Origin of the sequence: Nocardiopsis sp. CNS-639 (genome assembly GCF_000381685.1) — a bacterium.
Classification (GTDB): Bacteria; Actinomycetota; Actinomycetes; order Streptosporangiales; family Streptosporangiaceae; genus Nocardiopsis; species Nocardiopsis dassonvillei.
In genome coordinates this window covers 97,521-112,849 of sequence record NZ_KB906865.1, presented here as the reverse complement: position 1 = coordinate 112,849, position 15,329 = coordinate 97,521, and the positions used below count along the sequence as shown (strand labels likewise).

At 70.1% G+C, this 15,329-nt stretch carries 12 protein-coding genes and 1 pseudogene; 7 read left to right on the top strand and 6 right to left on the bottom strand.

Going from position 1 to position 15,329, the window contains the following annotated elements:
- Nucleotides 1–41: 41 nt before the first annotated feature.
- Complete coding sequence (locus G011_RS0118700) at nt 42–1,475, bottom strand: GntP family permease (RefSeq protein WP_019609821.1); 1,434 nt, start codon at nt 1,473–1,475, stop codon at nt 42–44.
- Between the two features lie 130 nt (nt 1,476–1,605).
- On the bottom strand, nt 1,606–2,571 hold the full coding sequence (locus tag G011_RS0118695; RefSeq protein ID WP_019609820.1) for a 5-dehydro-4-deoxyglucarate dehydratase: 966 nt from the start codon (nt 2,569–2,571) through the stop codon (nt 1,606–1,608).
- Nucleotides 2,572–2,909: 338 nt separating this feature from the next.
- Between G011_RS0118695 and G011_RS0118690 the strand changes: the two genes are divergently transcribed.
- Nucleotides 2,910–3,692 carry an IclR family transcriptional regulator gene (locus G011_RS0118690; RefSeq protein WP_019609819.1) on the top strand — a complete coding sequence of 261 codons (783 nt, stop codon included), beginning with the start codon at nt 2,910–2,912 and terminating at the stop codon, nt 3,690–3,692.
- Nucleotides 3,693–3,752: 60 nt separating this feature from the next.
- On the opposite strand, the gene G011_RS0118685 is transcribed toward G011_RS0118690, so the two are convergent.
- Together G011_RS0118685 and G011_RS0118680 are read right to left on the bottom strand one after the other, a co-directional pair.
- Nucleotides 3,753–4,604, bottom strand: coding sequence for a hypothetical protein (locus tag G011_RS0118685; RefSeq protein ID WP_019609818.1), 852 nt, complete (start codon nt 4,602–4,604; stop codon nt 3,753–3,755).
- Nucleotides 4,605–4,641: 37 nt separating this feature from the next.
- The gene (locus tag G011_RS0118680) at nt 4,642–5,184 is read right to left on the bottom strand and encodes a hypothetical protein (RefSeq protein WP_026338434.1); all 543 of its coding nucleotides are present in this window, start codon (nt 5,182–5,184) and stop codon (nt 4,642–4,644) included.
- Nucleotides 5,185–5,804: 620 nt separating this feature from the next.
- Here G011_RS0118680 and G011_RS0118675 point away from each other — a divergent pair.
- From G011_RS0118675 to G011_RS29985, 3 genes are all read left to right on the top strand, one after another.
- Nucleotides 5,805–6,107 carry a hypothetical protein gene (locus G011_RS0118675; protein WP_019609816.1) on the top strand — a complete coding sequence of 101 codons (303 nt, stop codon included), beginning with the start codon at nt 5,805–5,807 and terminating at the stop codon, nt 6,105–6,107.
- A gap of 37 nt (nt 6,108–6,144) precedes the next feature.
- Nucleotides 6,145–8,556 carry a hypothetical protein gene (locus tag G011_RS0118670; protein WP_019609815.1) on the top strand — a complete coding sequence of 804 codons (2,412 nt, stop codon included), beginning with the start codon at nt 6,145–6,147 and terminating at the stop codon, nt 8,554–8,556.
- Between the two features lie 68 nt (nt 8,557–8,624).
- Nucleotides 8,625–9,905: a hypothetical protein gene (locus tag G011_RS29985; protein WP_026338433.1), complete on the top strand. Its 1,281-nt coding sequence runs from the start codon at nt 8,625–8,627 to the stop codon at nt 9,903–9,905.
- Nucleotides 9,906–9,984: 79 nt separating this feature from the next.
- Here G011_RS29985 and G011_RS31820 read toward each other — a convergent pair whose 3' ends face one another.
- Nucleotides 9,985–10,263 (bottom strand): hypothetical protein, encoded by a 279-nt coding sequence (locus G011_RS31820; RefSeq protein ID WP_019609813.1) that lies wholly within the window; start codon nt 10,261–10,263, stop codon nt 9,985–9,987.
- A 14-nt stretch (nt 10,264–10,277) separates the two neighbouring features.
- Here G011_RS31820 and G011_RS32530 point away from each other — a divergent pair.
- The 3 genes and pseudogenes from G011_RS32530 to G011_RS0118645 all read left to right on the top strand — a co-directional run.
- Nucleotides 10,278–10,615: pseudogene (locus G011_RS32530) on the top strand (NUDIX hydrolase); the annotation flags it as partial.
- A gap of 225 nt (nt 10,616–10,840) precedes the next feature.
- On the top strand, nt 10,841–11,296 hold the full coding sequence (locus G011_RS0118650) for a DUF6098 family protein (RefSeq protein ID WP_019609812.1): 456 nt from the start codon (nt 10,841–10,843) through the stop codon (nt 11,294–11,296).
- A 75-nt stretch (nt 11,297–11,371) separates the two neighbouring features.
- Nucleotides 11,372–12,340: a zinc-binding dehydrogenase gene (locus G011_RS0118645; protein ID WP_019609811.1), complete on the top strand. Its 969-nt coding sequence runs from the start codon at nt 11,372–11,374 to the stop codon at nt 12,338–12,340.
- A gap of 289 nt (nt 12,341–12,629) precedes the next feature.
- On the opposite strand, the gene G011_RS0118640 is transcribed toward G011_RS0118645, so the two are convergent.
- Entirely contained in the window at nt 12,630–14,867 is a 2,238-nt protein-coding gene (locus tag G011_RS0118640) for a hypothetical protein (RefSeq protein WP_019609810.1), read from the bottom strand.
- Nucleotides 14,868–15,329 lie beyond the last annotated feature (462 nt).

Here is a 15,329-nt window from a genome sequence, read left to right as displayed (position 1 = left end):
CACGGAACCGGTTCCGTGCCGGGGCGTCGCGCTGTCGTCCCTCACCCGGCCAGCGTCAGGCCCGCGCTGATGGCGGCGGCGATCAGGAACGCGATGGAGCCCATGAGGGTCTCCATCACGGTCCAGCTCTTGAGCGTGGTCCTGATGTCGATGTCCAGGTAGCGGTTCATCAGCCAGAAGCCGGAGTCGTTGACGTGCGAGAGCACCGTCCCGCCCGCCGCGATCGCGATGACCACGAGCGCGATCTCGGGCTGCGACATCCCCGCCTCCGTGATGAGCGGGGCCACGATCGGTGCGGTCGTGACGATCGCGACCGTCTTGGACCCCAGGGCCACACGCATGATCGTGGCGATGATGAACGCCAGGACGATGGCGGGCAGGGCCGTGGCGGACAGGATCCCCGCCACGGCGTCGCCCGCGCCCGTCGCCTCCAGGACCTCGCCGAAGACCCCGCCCGCGCCGGTGACGAGCAGGACCAGGGCGGTCGGGCCCAGGGACGCGGATGCGGCCTTCTCCACCCGCTCGCGTGTCATGCCCCCGCGCAGGCCCAGCAGCCAGAAGGACAGCAGGGTGGCGATCGTCAGCGCGGTGACGGGGTTGCCGACGAAGAGCAGGGCCTCCAGCACCGGACCCTCGGGGACCACCAGCGGGGAGAAGGTGTTGAGCAGGATGAGGGCCACCGGCAGGATGACCACGGCCAGGGTCAGCGACAGCGGGGGCGCGTTCTCGGGGACCTCGCCCAGCTCGTCGCCCTCCTCCCGGAAGGAGGCGGGGACGGGGACGAAGTTGCGGTCGCCCAGCCACTTGCCGAACACGTAGGCGCCCAGGTACCAGGCGGGCAGACCGCAGACCAGGCCCATGAAGGCGATCCAGCCCAGGTGCCCGCCGAGCAGTTCGGCCGCGGCCACGGGACCGGGGTGGGGCGGCAGGACCGCGTGCATGATGGCCAGACCGCCCGCGGCGGGCAGCGCGACGCTGATCAGCGACCGGCCCGACCGGGCGGCGACCGCGTACAGCAGCGGGACCATGATGATGAAGCCCACGTCGAAGAAGACGGGGATGCCCAGGAGCAGCGCGGTCAGCCCCATGGCGAGCGGGGCGCGGCCCTCGCCGAAGAGGGCGAGCAGGCGCTGTGACAGGAGCTGGGCGGCGCCCGTCTCCTGCATCATGCGGCCCAGCATCGCGCCGAGGGCGACGATGATGGCGATGCCGCCGAGGGTGTCGCTCATCCCGGCTTCGAGCAGGCCCGGAATGCTGCTGAGGGGCAGTCCCGCGGCGAACGCGACCGCCGCGCTCACCAGGAGCAGCGCGACGAAGGCGTGCAGTTTGGCCCGCAGGACCAGCACGAGCAGCAGGACCACGCCGAGCGCGACGGTGAGGATGAGGGCCCACGGCGGGAGGGACCAGGCCGCTGCGGGGGCTTCGCTCGCGGAGAGGAACGCCCCGGGGCCGGAGGGGTGGATGGTGGAGAGCATGGGAGGCCTTGTCTCGGAAGGTGCGGGCGCTCCGCCGCGGCGGGACGCCCGGGGGCCGCGGCACCGGAGGGGGACCCGGTGGCGGAGGTGGTTCTCCGGGGCGGGGGCGCTCCGGCGAACCCGGGGAGAGCTACCGGCGCGCCAGACGGGAGGCGAGGACGAGTCCGGCGTCGAGGAGCCGCTCGGCCTCCTCCAGGTGGGAGGGCTCGGGTGCGGACAGCGGGACGCGGACCGGGCCGACGTCGGCGCCGATCGCCGCCGCGCGCGTGCGGGCCACCGCCTTGACCAGGGACACCGAGTAGCCGGGGCCCCGGTCGCGCAGACGGACCCAGGGGATGAAGAAGCCGTCGAGCAGCGCGTCCGTCGCCGCCGTGTCGCCCGAGCGGAGGGCGTGGAAGAAGGCGGTGGCGATCTCGGGGGCGAAGGCGTGCACGGCCGACGAGTAGGCGGGGACGCCGATCGCGGCGTAGGAGCGCGCCTGGAGTTCCGCGGTCGGGGTGCCGTTGAAGAAGAGGAGGTCCTCGGGGACGGCCCTGACCAGGCGCTGCATGCGGTCGAGGTCGCCGATGCCGTCCTTGAAGCCGATGACGCCGGGGATCCGCGCGATCCTCGCGAGGGTCTCCGGCTCGTAGACGGCCTGGGCGCGCTGGTACACGATGACGGGCAGGCCCGCCGCCTCCGCCACCGCCCGGGTGTGCTCCACCAGACCGGTCTGGGTGCCGCCGATCAGGTAGGGCGGCAGCAGCAGGAGGGCGTCGGCGCCCGCCTCGCGGGCGACGCGGGCGAACTCCACCGCCAGCGGTGTGCCGTGGCCCGCGCCGGCGACCACGGGCACGGCGCCGCCGACGCGCCGGACGGCGGTGGCCACCGCGTCCCCGAACTCGTCGAGGCCGAGGCTGAAGAACTCGCCGGTCCCGCAGCCCACGAAGACCGCGCCCGGACCCGCCGCCAGCTGGTGCTCCAGGTGCGCCTCGAAGGCCTCGGGCGCGAAGGAGCCGTCCTCGGCGAACGGGGTGAGGGGGAAGGAGAGCACCGATCGGCGCATGCCCTCGGCGAGCCTCGCGGGGAGATCGGGATCGGTCCCGACATCGCTCATGTCGTCTCCATACGTAGATGGTGTCTTTGTGTGTAGCCGCAGGTTATTTTGGGGGACACATCACGTCAACCTGGGACGCGGGGCACAGAGGGGGATGAAACGGGCAACACTGTGCGTGGTGCGGCGGGAGCGGACTCGGGGGAGGGCGGGGGCGCGAGCGACGGAAACCCCTGTGGCGGAAGGGTTTGGCGACGTGCCCCGGGGCGCGCGGGGTGATGCCCGGGAGAACGGCGTTCTACACTGAGGACCCCGAGGCGGACGTCCTCGCTCGCCCCCGGCGGGCCGTCCGCGGCCGGGGGGCCGACCCGGCCCGCACGCAGCAGGAAGGAGGCGGTCGAGTGTCGGCCGCGGAAGGTCACGGCGGTGTCCGAGAGGTCAAGTCGGCGGCGCGCACCGTCGAACTCCTGGAGATCCTGGCGCGCTACCGGGACCCGGTCACCCTGCGCACCCTCTCGGAGGAGATGGGCATCCCCCGCAGCAGCCTGTACGCGCTGGTGCAGACGCTCGTGAACCGGGGCTGGGTCCGGTCCGACCCCACCGGGGCCCTCTACGCGCTGGGCATCCGCGCGCTCTTCACCGGGACCGGCTACATCGACTCCGACGCCCGCGTGGCCCAGGCGCGCGGCCACCTGGACTCCCTCGCCGAGAAGCTGGGGGAGACCGTCCACCTCGCCCGGCTCGACGGCGGTGACGTCGTCTACCTGGCCACCCAGGAGTCACGGCACTACCTGCGCCCCTTCAGCCGGGTGGGCCGACGGCTGCCCGCGCACAGCACCGCCCTGGGCAAGGCCCTGCTGGCCGAGCGCGAGGACGAACAGGTGCGCGACCTGCTGCCCGCCACGCTGGAGGCGCTCACCGACGAGACGATCACCGACGTGGACGCGCTCCTGGAGGACCTCGCGCTCATCCGCGAACGGGGCTACTCCACGGACGACGGGGAGAACGTCGTGGGCCTGCGGTGCGTGGCGGTGTCCCTGCGCTACGACAACCCTGCCGTGGACGCGCTGAGCTGCTCGGTCCCGACGCCCCGGTACACCGAGGAGGTGGCCGCGGCCGTGCTGGAGGCGCTGATGGAGGCGCGGGCGATCCTGGAGCGCTACTGGCCCCCGACCCTGGGGTGAGGCGTGGGGGGTGGGAGGTCGAAGCCTCCCACCCTCCACACGTGGTCATGGTGCCCGGTCTCAGCCGAAGAGTTCCTCGGGGCTGTCGACGGAGACGGCCTTGGGAACCCACGCCTCCAGGGTCTCCAGGTCGTCGCAGGACTCGACGCGCTGACGGACCTCGTCGGAGACGGTGAACCCGCGCGCGGCCAGAACCGCTATCACGCTGCGGGCGACGCCCTCCTCGCGGCCGATGTCGACGTACTCGCGGGCGAAGTCACTCTGCCAGTTGTAGGTTCCCACGGACATCAGGTCCTCCAGGTATTTCCGGGCCTCGTCGGAGCTCCCGGCCAGTACGTAGTCATAGTAGAGCGCGCGGTGGTCGGAGGACACGGCGTTCAGTGCCTCCATCACCGCGTCCAGCGTGCGCAGATCGTGGTCACCGTGCGCCTTGGCCGACAGCACCGCCAGTTCGGGCATACTCCGTGCCTGCTCCGGGTCAGCGACCACCGGAGTGTTGGACGGTCCCACCACGAGAGGCGTGAGGTGGTCGCCCGGATACCCGGTGTGGATCGGGCCGGTGTAGTACCGGGCGAGTGCGTCGGTGGGACACAGCGCCAGCAGCACTGTCGGGCACTTGACCTGGGCTCGGACAGTGGCGTGATAGACCGGCCAGGTCCAGAACTTGTCCTGCTCCTGCTTGTGCTGGCGCTCCACGACCACGGCCAGGACCTTCTCGGTGCCGTTGCGCAGCACCACGGCGCCGTCGCTGGTGTAGACGCGCGGTTTGCTGTCGGTGCACTCGGAGGAGGTCATCGAGGCCTCGGTGTGCTCGGGCAGTTCGAAGCCCACCGCGTCACGGAGCAGGGGGATGACCACCTCCGGTGCGTTCCGGATGATCTTCAGGGGTATCTCGTGTTCTTCGCTGGGCACGGCGTTCCTTGTTGTTGTCGTAGGGGCGGGGAAGGGGTCACGCGGGTGCGGCCTGGCACTGCTGGTCGTGCCAGATGCGGACGAGGGAGGCGAGTTCGGCCCACTCGGCGGAGTGGGCTGGCCGGGTGCGGGCGTGCTCGGTGGGCCGGACGACTCCGAAACGGGGCGCGGGTTCGCCGAGCAGGTCGCCGCCGGGGTCGTCTCGCCACTGCTGGAGCAGGGCGGCGGCGCGTTCCTGGACGAGGGCGAACGCGCGTTGGACTTCGTCCGTCTCGGAAGCGGGTTCGGCGCTGCGGGGCACTGGGATCCGGACCGTGGATACGCGTGCGCTCAGAAGTTCGTGGGCGGCGAAGTAGGGCCTGACCAGGGCGACATCCTCGGCCGGAACGGTCTGGCCGGGCGGTGCCAGGCGGGGAGGCGGAAGCGGGGCCGGGGGAGGGGCGGGGACGTAGCGCCGGACGCGGGTGGAGCGGCGTCGGCGGCGACCGGCCATCGTGGAGTGGCGTCCGCATGGCGCGGAGAGGAAGGCGATCAGCGGGCCGAGGGCACGGCTGAGAAGGGCAGCGCTAAACTGGCGCATGCTGGCAATCCTTGTGTCTAAAGGTATGGATGTTGCTGGCCAAGGCCCCGGGCGGTTACTGACCGTCGCGGGGTCATTCGTGCTTTCAGTTGTGTGTTCGGGAAAAGGGTAAGGCATCGCGGGAGTACTTGGCGAAACTACGGCGAATTAATATGCGGGGATTTTGCGACTCGACCGTTGCGGCAGATCAGGGGACTCGCGAGAACATTTCTCGTTAAAAAGACAAAAGGTTCTATTCGGCCATGGAATACAAAAAGGCCCCCGTCCCGGCAATGCGGGGCGGGGTCCTGTGCGGTGCGGTCAGCGGTCGCCCTTGTCGGAGGTGAGGACTCCGAAGGACCCGACCAATGACCGGGGCCGAGGCGGAGCAGCGGCCCGCCCATCGCCGTGCGTGGGCTTCTCGGTGACCTGGCCACATCCGGACACGGCGGGGGTGTTGTCCCTGTTAACACGGGTTCTGGGTTTCTGGGTGTCGCCTATTCCCGATATCTTCGGTTCCGGTAATTGGTTGAACACCGCCCACGCTTCCGGTTGTCGGGACCGCGTCGGCAGGTGAGAGAACGGAAGCAGGTGGGGCCGTGTCGGGTGGCACAGGTGGGGCCGTGCCGGGTGGCACAGGCGTGAACGTTGACGACGCCTACGCGGGTGGATCGGCGTCGGCGGAGGCGGCGGCACGGCTGCGGGACCTGCCGACCGACTTCGACGAGGCGATCCAGGCAGCCAAGAGCGCGACCAGCGGCGCCCCCGGCGTGACCGGGTGGAGCGCCTTCGGCTCGGCCGAAGAGCAGCACATGATCGAGGTCCGCGACCACGCGAGGACGCTCGCGGAGAACATCCAGTCCGGTTCCTACCAGGCGGCCGTGACGGACCTGGAGTCGTGGGAGGAGTACGACATCCCCATCAACGGCGCCCAGCTCTACTGATCCCCTTCCCGACGGACCCTTCCCAGGAGCCCCCACCTTGTCCGCGCTCAGCTACACCGAATGCGACATCGAACGCAGCGCCGTCGCCTCCGCCAGAGAGACCTTCGAGGAGCTCTACTCCCTGATCACCGGCCGTTCCGGTGACTACAACACGATCACCACGCCCGTGGGCTCCGAGTTCTCCGACCAGATCGGCGAAGGACTCAGGACGGCGGCGAACGAGAACCAGTACGCCTGGGGCAGCTCGATGCTGGCCTGCCTCCACGCCTACGGGGTCCTCGACAAGATCAGCGCCGACGTCAAGTGGTACGAGGACAAGATCGAGGAGATCAAGGGCGACCTCTCCACGGCACTCGCGAACTCCGCCGAACCGGACAACCTCAACATCGCCCAGCAGATCATCGAGTCGCACAATCTCCAGGCAGAGCAGGCGTGGCGGGATCTGGAGACCCGGTGTGACGAGTCCCAGGACATGCTGAAGGAGGGTCCCACCCCGGAGAACATCCGGGCTCTCGGCGATGGGGGCTACTTCGGCAACAACGACAACATCGGGTTCTACGCGACGGGGAACTTCGACTACTACGTCGTGGACGAGGGGCAGGCCGGGGTGATCGCCACCCACCTCGGCCAGGCGGTCCTCGACGGCAACGAGATCAGCATCGAGCTGCTGGAGGACGACCCCGAGTACCTCGCGTTGGTCGCCGCCGTGGTGTCACGCGGCCTGCTGGCGCAGCAGAACGGCGAGAGGCTGCTGGGCGGGGAGGTCGAGTTCCTGGAGACCCTCTTCGGAGACCTCGATGAGATCGGCGGAGACAGCCCCGGTTTCCTCCAGTTCATGGACCAGGTGAACAGCAGCGAGCACGTCAGCGACTCGTTGCGTGAGGACATCAACCGCAACCTCGCCAACTCCATGCTCATCCTCTCCGACGAGGATATCGGCGGAGGGGCGGGCAACCTGCCCCAGGATGTGCAAGAAGCTGCGGTCGGACCGTCCTATGACACCACTGATTTCACCTATGAGTTCAATGCATGGGCGGAAGACTTCGTCCCGCTTAGCGAGTTCCTGTCGCACTCGGGGCCGGGGGTTCAGGGTGGCACGGAATTCTCAACTTCTTTGCTGGCGACCAGCCACCAGATGCTCTCCTACGCTGACATGGGAGACAACCCTCACATGGACCCTATCTCGCAGGATGCCTTTAGTGACGTCATCGGAGTTGCCTCACGCAACGAGGAGGCCAGTTACATCATCCTGACAGGTGAGGACTTCGATGGGAATACCTACCAACACCATGAGAATCATCCCCACGTCGACCCTGAAGCTGTGCTGCGCGACTTCTACACCTACAACTGGAACGACGACGGAGCTGCCGTCAGGGGTATCACAGACTGGATCGCGGACAGGGGCCAGGAATCCAGTGGTGTCACGGACGAGCTTCGGGGAACCGCATTGGCGGAACTAATGGGGTTCATGGAAGACAAGGAGTTCAGGGAGGAACTTTTCGGCACCGGACACAGAGTCGTGGAGGAGGGTGAGGAGGGTGAGGAGGGTGGGGACGATATCACCTGGCTCAACGTCTCCGCAGGTCACCTCAACCCCGAGTTGGCGAGTGGCTTCAGTGACATATTCCTGTCGTACATGGACGAGTTCTCCGAGACCGATGGGCTCGGAGAGGAAGACGAGAACGGCGACCGCGAAGGTGAGAGCTTCGCGACTCGCTGGAATCCCGATACGGGACGTGTGGAACTCTCTCCTGAGAGTCGTCTCGCCTTCACACAGATCATCATGGGCGATGAGGAAACGGCCACTCGTGTCTACGAGGAAGTCCTGCTCAACACCGGGCGGACGATGGAGGAGTACGCGTCCAACACAGGGGAGAGGGACCACGTCCCCACCGTACTGGCAGGAAGCCTGCAGGGACTCGTTGAGGAGGCCCTGTCTCATGAGAGCAGCCACCGAATGGACAGCCACAAGGAAGCGGCCGACTACCGGAACAAGGTGACCGGCGGGGTCATCGACATCCTTGGTGGTGGTGCTGGTGACGCCCAGGTACCCGGTTTCGTGGTCGAGATCGCGAAGTTCGCAGCCAAGGAAGCTCTGTCGGTCCCCGTGCATGAGGCCACAGAGAACGCGGATACGGTCGGCGAGTGGGCGCGGAACGAGCAGATGCAAGGGTTCGCCATTTCCGCTCTTGCCAACTCCGACCCCGAGCTCATGGCCCGTCTGGAAGCCGACGGGATTGCCCGGAGGGACGCGTCAGGTGAACTCTACGTCCCCGTCGACCACGCGGACTGGGACGTGCAGACCTCGGCGGGTGTCCTGGCTACGGAGTTCGATTCCATCGACGAGATCGAGTGGTCCGACGGCGAGGGCAGTACCGCGAACGCTGTCTACAACTTCCTTGAGGCCTTCGGTAACAACAGTTCCAAGTGGGAGGAAGTCTCGTACTGATGGTCGCTGCTTCTGTGTTTTCGGACGATTCCTTGGGAGTTCGCGCGAAGTACCGGGGAGCCGTGGCTGTGTTGTCCGCTCTCCTGCTCGTCTCCTGTTCGGCGGAGGAGGGCTCCGGTGGCGGGGTCACCGGCTCCGACGGGGCACCGCAGGAGCTGGTGAGGGACCGGGAGTACCGCTCGGAGGTGAGCGGAGCGGCGTGGACGTGGGAGGCTCCCGAGGGCGTCTCGCGGACCAGGGTCCTCCCCGTGCCCGGAGGTGTGGCAGCCCTCCTCGACGACGGGGTGGTGGGGCTCTCCGGGGAGAACGGCGGGCCGATGTGGGAGTTCCGGGTCCCCGGGAGCGAGGTCTTCGGCAGCGTCGCGGACCACGGTCGTTACTTCACGCTCCAGATCCTGGACTCCGAGGACGAGTCCGCGCCGCCGAGGATGGTCGTCCTGGACACGGTGACCGGAGAACCCGTCCAGGACTACTCCCTGACGGAGGGCGACAGTTCGTCCGGCATGGTCAGAGGATGGTTGGGCAACGTCACCGACGAGCACTGGATCACCGTGGACGGCGACGGCGGCGGTCTGACCGCCTTCGAGCTGGGCAGTGACCGGACTGCCTGGTCGGTCCCCGATCTGGCGCGGTGCGAGGACGTGGGGTCGGTCGACGCGCTCGTCACGCTGGACGAGGTCACCGTCGCGGCCGTCACCTGCTACGAACAGCCGGAGGGCGAGGACTCGGTGGAGATGACCGAGGGGCAGGAGTTCGTATCGGGTTTTGTGGGGATTGATTCGGCGACGGGCGAGGAGCTGTGGCGAACGGAGGAGCAGACGGGGATGTTCCCCGCTGACTCCCGGGAACGCACGGTGACCGTGCACGAGAGTGGTCTGGTCACCGCCTACTACCCCTACGCGCAGGCCGGGCGGGTGGTCGATCCCACTACCGGGGAGGTGGCGACGCTCGAAGAGGGCCGGGTTCTGTGGACGAACGGGGACGGCTCCCTCCTGGGAGTGTGGAATGAGCGCGCACGCGCCTACCGGACCCAGGACCGCTCGGGAGAGGTGCGCGAGGGTGGAACAGGTGAGGGGACCGGAGCCGCTGAGTCCATCCTGAACGCCCTCCGGGGAGACCCTCTGGTCGTCGGTCTGGAGGACGGCGTGCTCCAGGTGTCGGAGGAGGTGTCCGGCGGTGGGGAAACCGAGATCGCCGTGTTCCAGAGCTTTGAGGACGCGGTCCCCGTCATGTTCACCGCGGACGGGGAGACGCCGCTGGAGATCGGCAACGCCCTCTCCGCGCCCGGAGCCGTCGCCCTCTCCTACAGCTCCGGTGAGGGCCGCAGCGGTGTCATCGGTCTGCACTGACCTCTGGGCTGGAGCATACCGACGGGGATGACCGCAGTGGGGCGGCGCGCGGCCGCCCCACGGGGTTCCCCTCCCGGGATCAGGCCTCGGAGCCGAACAGGTCCAGGAACTCGCAGGCGAAGGCCGCCGCGTGGGCGGCGGCGACCGGCTGCCAGAAGTCGTCGGCGTCCGCGGTCTTGCCGCTGAGCAGGTCGGAGATCCCCCGGACCACCAGCGAGTGCGTGCCCGGGGCCAGGTAGGCGCTGCGCAGGAACCCGTAGCCCTCCATCTCCACGGCGACCGCGTCCCGGCAGCGCAGGCGCAGACGCTCGGCGGTGAGCGCGTCCCCGGACGCCACGACCTTGTTCCCGGCGGCCACCGGCTTGACGAAGGCACGGGGCGGTTCGGGCCGACGCGGTCGAGGAGGCGCGGTCCCGGCTGGAGTACACGACCGTGGCCGCGGGTTTTTGCCGGGAGCCCTTCACCATCAGCGACCTGCGCAGGGTGTACGAGGTGATCTGGGGTATCTCCCTGGACCCCAGCAACCTCCGTCGCAAGGTCACCAGGACGGCGGGCTTCGTCGAGCCCACGGGGGGAGGCGCACCGCGGAGGCGGGTCGTCCCGCGGCCCTGTACCGGTTCGGCGGCGCCCGTGAGCTGTACCTGCCGCTCCTGCGCTCCGGTGACGTGGCGGGGGCGGGGGAGCGCGCCGGAGCCGGTGGACGGGGCTGAACCGCTGAGAGGGCCCGAGGTCGGTGAGCGGGGCTGAGTCGATGACGGCGCCGGGGCAGGAGCGTGGGGACCGGGGTGCGAGCCGGTGAGCGGGGCTGAACCGAGGAGAGTGCCGGGGCAGGAGCGCCGGGGTCGGGGCGTGGGCCGGTGGGCGGGGCGGCGGCCTTGCCTCCGTGTTGACGCGGGTCCGGGCTTCCTCCCCGGCGGGCGGGGTAGTCGGGCCGTATGGACGCGTCTCCTCAGCACCACGGCTCGCCGGCAGCCCTGCCCACCGTCACCAGCCTGTCCGAGCTGGCCGACCTCGTCCGCGGCCGCGACCGCCTCTACCTGCGCTACTCGGACGGCCCCGAGCGGGACCGCCACATCGTGAGCAAGGACTACGAGAGCGAACTCGAACTCCCCGGGCTCTCGGTCACCGTCCTCACTCCCGAGTCCTGGTGGACCCGGCCCCTGGAGGACTGGCTCTCCCGCCAGGTGCGCAAGTACGCCTCCCTGGTCGAGGACGACCCGGACCGGGTGGGGTGGGTCCTCCAGGGCGACACCGTCGCCCACGGCCCCGACCACGAACCGCTCCTGGACGGGGTGCGGCCGGTCGCCTACCTCTCCGAGGACGTGATGGAGGAGGCGCAGCGCAGGTACCGGGAGCGCTTCGAGGCGGGCAGGAAACCGACCGACCCGTAGCGGCCGTTCCGCTTCCCGCGCGTTTCGCCACCCGGGGGTGGAACCGGATTCGGTCTCCGTGGTTGGCTTCGGGGTATGTTCGCTATCACCGCAGCACGCTTCGCGCCCGACGACCCCGTCTCCGCCCTGGAGGCGGGCGAACGCCCCGACCCCGAGCCCCGCGAGGGGTGGACGACCGTCGAGGTCAGGGCCGCGTCCCTCAACCACCACGACCTGTGGAGCCTGCGCGGCGTCGGGCTCAGCGAGGAGCGCCTGCCCATGATCCTCGGCTGCGACGCGGCCGGGGTGGACGAAGACGGCAACGAGGTCATCGTGCACGGCGTCGTCGGCGACCCGGCCGCCGGGGGAGGGGACGAGACGCGCGACCCCCGCCGGTCGCTGCTCTCGGAGGTCCACAACGGCACCTTCGCCGAGAGGGTCCTGGTGCCCCGCGCCAACCTGGTGCCCAAGCCGGAGGAGCTCTCCTTCGAGGAGGCCGCCTGCCTGCCCACCGCGTGGCTCACCGCCTACAGCATGCTCTTCGGCAAGGCCGACCTGCGGCCGGGCTCCACGGTGCTCGTCCAGGGCGCCGGGGGAGGCGTGGCCGCGGCGCTCATCCGGCTGGCGTCGCAGGTGGGCCACCGGGTCTACGCCACCAGCCGCAGCGAGGAGAAGCGGACCAGGGCGCTCTCCCTGGGCGCGCACGCGGCGCTGCCCACCGGCGAGCGCCTGCCGGAGAAGGTCGACGCCGTCTTCGACTCGGTCGGGCAGGCCACGTGGGCGCACTCGCTGCGCTCCCTGAAGCCGGGCGGCGCCGTCATCACCTGCGGCGCGACCAGCGGCGACGCGCCTCCGGCCGAACTCAACCGGGTGTTCTTCCTCCAGCTGCGGGTCCTGGGCTCCACCATGGGCACCCGTGAGGAGCTGGCAGCCCTGGCCCGGATGTGCGTGCGTACCGGCATCCGGCCCGAGATCGACCGGGTGCTGCCCCTGGCCCGGGCCGAGGAGGGCTTCCGGGCGATGGCCGGGGGCGAGCAGTTCGGCAAGATCGTCTTCACGGTCTGAGCGGGCCCGGCGGAGAGGCCGCGGCCGCGGTGCGCGGTCTCCGACCTGCGGTGACCCTGTGCCCGTAGCCGTAGCCGTAGCCGTAGCCGTAGCCGTAGCCGTAGCCGTAGCCGTAGCCGGTGCTGGTGCTCGGGGCCCGCTCCGGGCGCGGGACCCCGGCTTACCGGCGCGGCCTGCGTACACACGGGGGCCGGGGCACCTCGGGTGCCCCGGCCCCTCCGCCGTTCGCCGGTCCGCGTCCGCCCGGCGACCATCGGGCGGACCGCCTACGCGGACCCCGCGCTACCGGCTACTCGTCGTCCTCGTCCTCGTCGCGGCGGCGCTTCTTCTTGCCGTCCCGGCCAGGGCGCAGCAGCGCCTCGGCCAGGGCGAGCACCGTCTCCTCCAGGGAGGCGAACCGCTTGGTGATGTCGTCGTGCGAGTTCTCGACCGCCTCGGTGACGGTCTCCTCCAGCTCGTGCCGGTCCGGGCGCTGCTTCAGCTCGCGCAGCACCGGCGCCACGGCCGAGGTGACGTGCTCGTCGATCTCGTCCAGCTTGCCGGTGTGGTCCAGCTGCGGCCGCTCCACGAGTTCGGTCAGGCGGCGGTGCAGCTCGCTGACCTCCATGGTCTGCGGCAGCTGGTTGAGCCGCTGGTTGAGCGCCTCCAGCCGGTCGTCGAGGGCCTCCATGCGGCCGTCCACGCCCTCGAAGTGCCCGCTGACGCCCTCGAACTGGCCCTCGACACCGTTGACCCGGCCGTCCAGGCCGTCCAGGCGGCCGTTGACGCCGTCCATACGGCCGTCGATGCGGTCGAGCTTGCCCTCGACCCCCTCGAAGCTTCCCTCGAAGTGCCCCTCGAAGGTGTCGAAGCGGTCGGTGAGGCGGCCCAGCTCGTGGTCCACCTTGCCGGTGATCTGCGCCAGGTGGGTGTCGACCTTGCCGGTCAGTGCCTCGCGCTGGCGCTCCAGACGCTCGTCCAGCGCCGCCCGGTGCGCCTCCACCCGCTCGGTGAGCGACTCGGTCAGCGTCCGCGAACGCTCCTCGGACTCGGTGGCGAGCCGGTCGCCGTTCTCCTGGACGAACGTCCGCAGCTCGGCGAAGTCGGAGGTGACGCGCTCGGCGTCCTCGGCGATCCGGGCGCCCAGGGCGTCGGTGCGCTCGGTCACCGCCTCGCGCAGGCGCTCGGAGGCGGCCTCGGCCTGCTCCCGGGTCTCGGTGCGGCCCAGCTCCATCTGCTCGTTGAGCTCGGCCAGGCGCTGGCGCAGGTGGGTGCGCAGCTCGGTGAGCGACGACTCGTGGTCCTCGCGGAGCTTGGCGAGCGCGCCGGTGACGTCGGCGACCGCGGCGGTCGTCTCGGCGTTGTTCTCCTCGGCCTGGGTGCTGAGGTAGCCGACGCTCTCGGTCAGCTTGGCGGCGAGGGACTCGTGGCGCTCGGCGGAGGAGGCGGACAGGGCGCCCAGCTCCTCGGTCAGGGCGGCGGTGCGCTCGCCCAGCTCGCCGGTGTTCTCCTGAAGGCGCGACAGCAGCGTCTCGTGCTGCTCGGCGGTGCGCTCCTCCATCGAGGTGCGCAGACGCTCGGTGCGCTCCTCCACGAGCGTGCGCAGCTCGCCGTTGGCCTGCTCCGCCCTGGCGGCGGCCTCCTCGGCCTTGGCCTCGACGGTCTCGCCCAGCCGGGCGTCGGCCGCGGCCAGGGCCTCGCGGCTCTCGCTCACGACGGCGGTGAGGCTCTCGCGGCTCTCGTTGACGGCGGCGGTGAGGCTCTCGCGGCTCGCGGCCACGGCCTCGGCCAGCTCGGTGCGGCCCTCGGCCAGGGCCTCGGAGATCTCGGTCCGCCCGCCGGCGAGCGCCTCGGCCAGTTCGGTGCGGCTCTCGCCGACCGCGGCGGTGAGGGCCTCGTGGCGGCTCTCCGCCGACTCCGAGAGCGCGGACAGCGACGCCTGCACGGCCTCGGTCCTGGCGGTCAGGGAGGCCAGCGCGGTGTCGAGCGCGTCCAGGCGGGCGCCGAAGGTCTCGCTCAGCCCGTCCAGGCGGGCGCCGAGGGTCTCGCCGAGTCCGTTCAGACGGGTGTCGAGGCTCTCGTCCAGCCCGGTCAGGCGCTCGCCCAGCTCGTTGACCTGCTCGGAGGTGCGGTTGCCCGTCTCCGCCATCCGCTGGAGGCGGGTGAGCGCGGTGTCCAGGTGACCGGCGATGCGGTGGGTGTCCGCGCGCAGGGAGGGCAGGTCCGAGAGGGGCTTGACCTGCTGGGCGACGACCTCGATGTGCTCGGCGAGGGTCTCCGCCCACTCCGGCGGCCGGGCGAGGAACTCGTCGACGCGGCCGTTGACCGTGGCGACCGACTCGGTGAGGGCGGTGAGCTCGCGCTCGCGCAGCTCGCGGAGCAGCCACTCCATGCCCTCCAGGCGCTGGCGCATCTCCTCGCTGACGGCGCCCTGCGACTTCTGCTCGGAGACGTGCTCCTGAGCGGCCTGGGAGAGCAGGTCACGCATGCGGTCGGAGATCCCCGCCTGACCTCCTCCGTTGAGGAAGTTGTGATTGGTCTGTTCCACCGAGGTGCTCCTTATTTTTCTGGCGCTCCCGTACCCGTCCGGGGGAGTGGACGGTGGGTTCCGGACGGCTCGGGTTCTCGATGGTCCCCGGGTGGGCGGTGTTTTTGCACCAGTACGGCCTCATCGTGACTGGAGTGTGACTGAGCGTATACACGCGAGGCAAGGCCTGTTCTTCTGCTGAACCGCGGGGGCGGGTCAACGATCACGGCCTTCCGGGTGAATCCATGAGAAGGGAAAGAATTCGCGCCGCCAGTTTAACGACACGCGCCGCTCCTCCCCCAGGGGACCGCCAAAGATCTGGGTGGGGAAGGTAACGATCTGGCCCGATGTCGTGATCCGCGGCCCCAGGGTGCACTCCAGCCACCTCGTCCACGGTTGTCCACAGGTGAAAACGTGTCCTTGCGGGCCGGTCGCGGGGAGAGGGACACTCGAACACGGGGGCGGCGCACTCACCCGACGGCG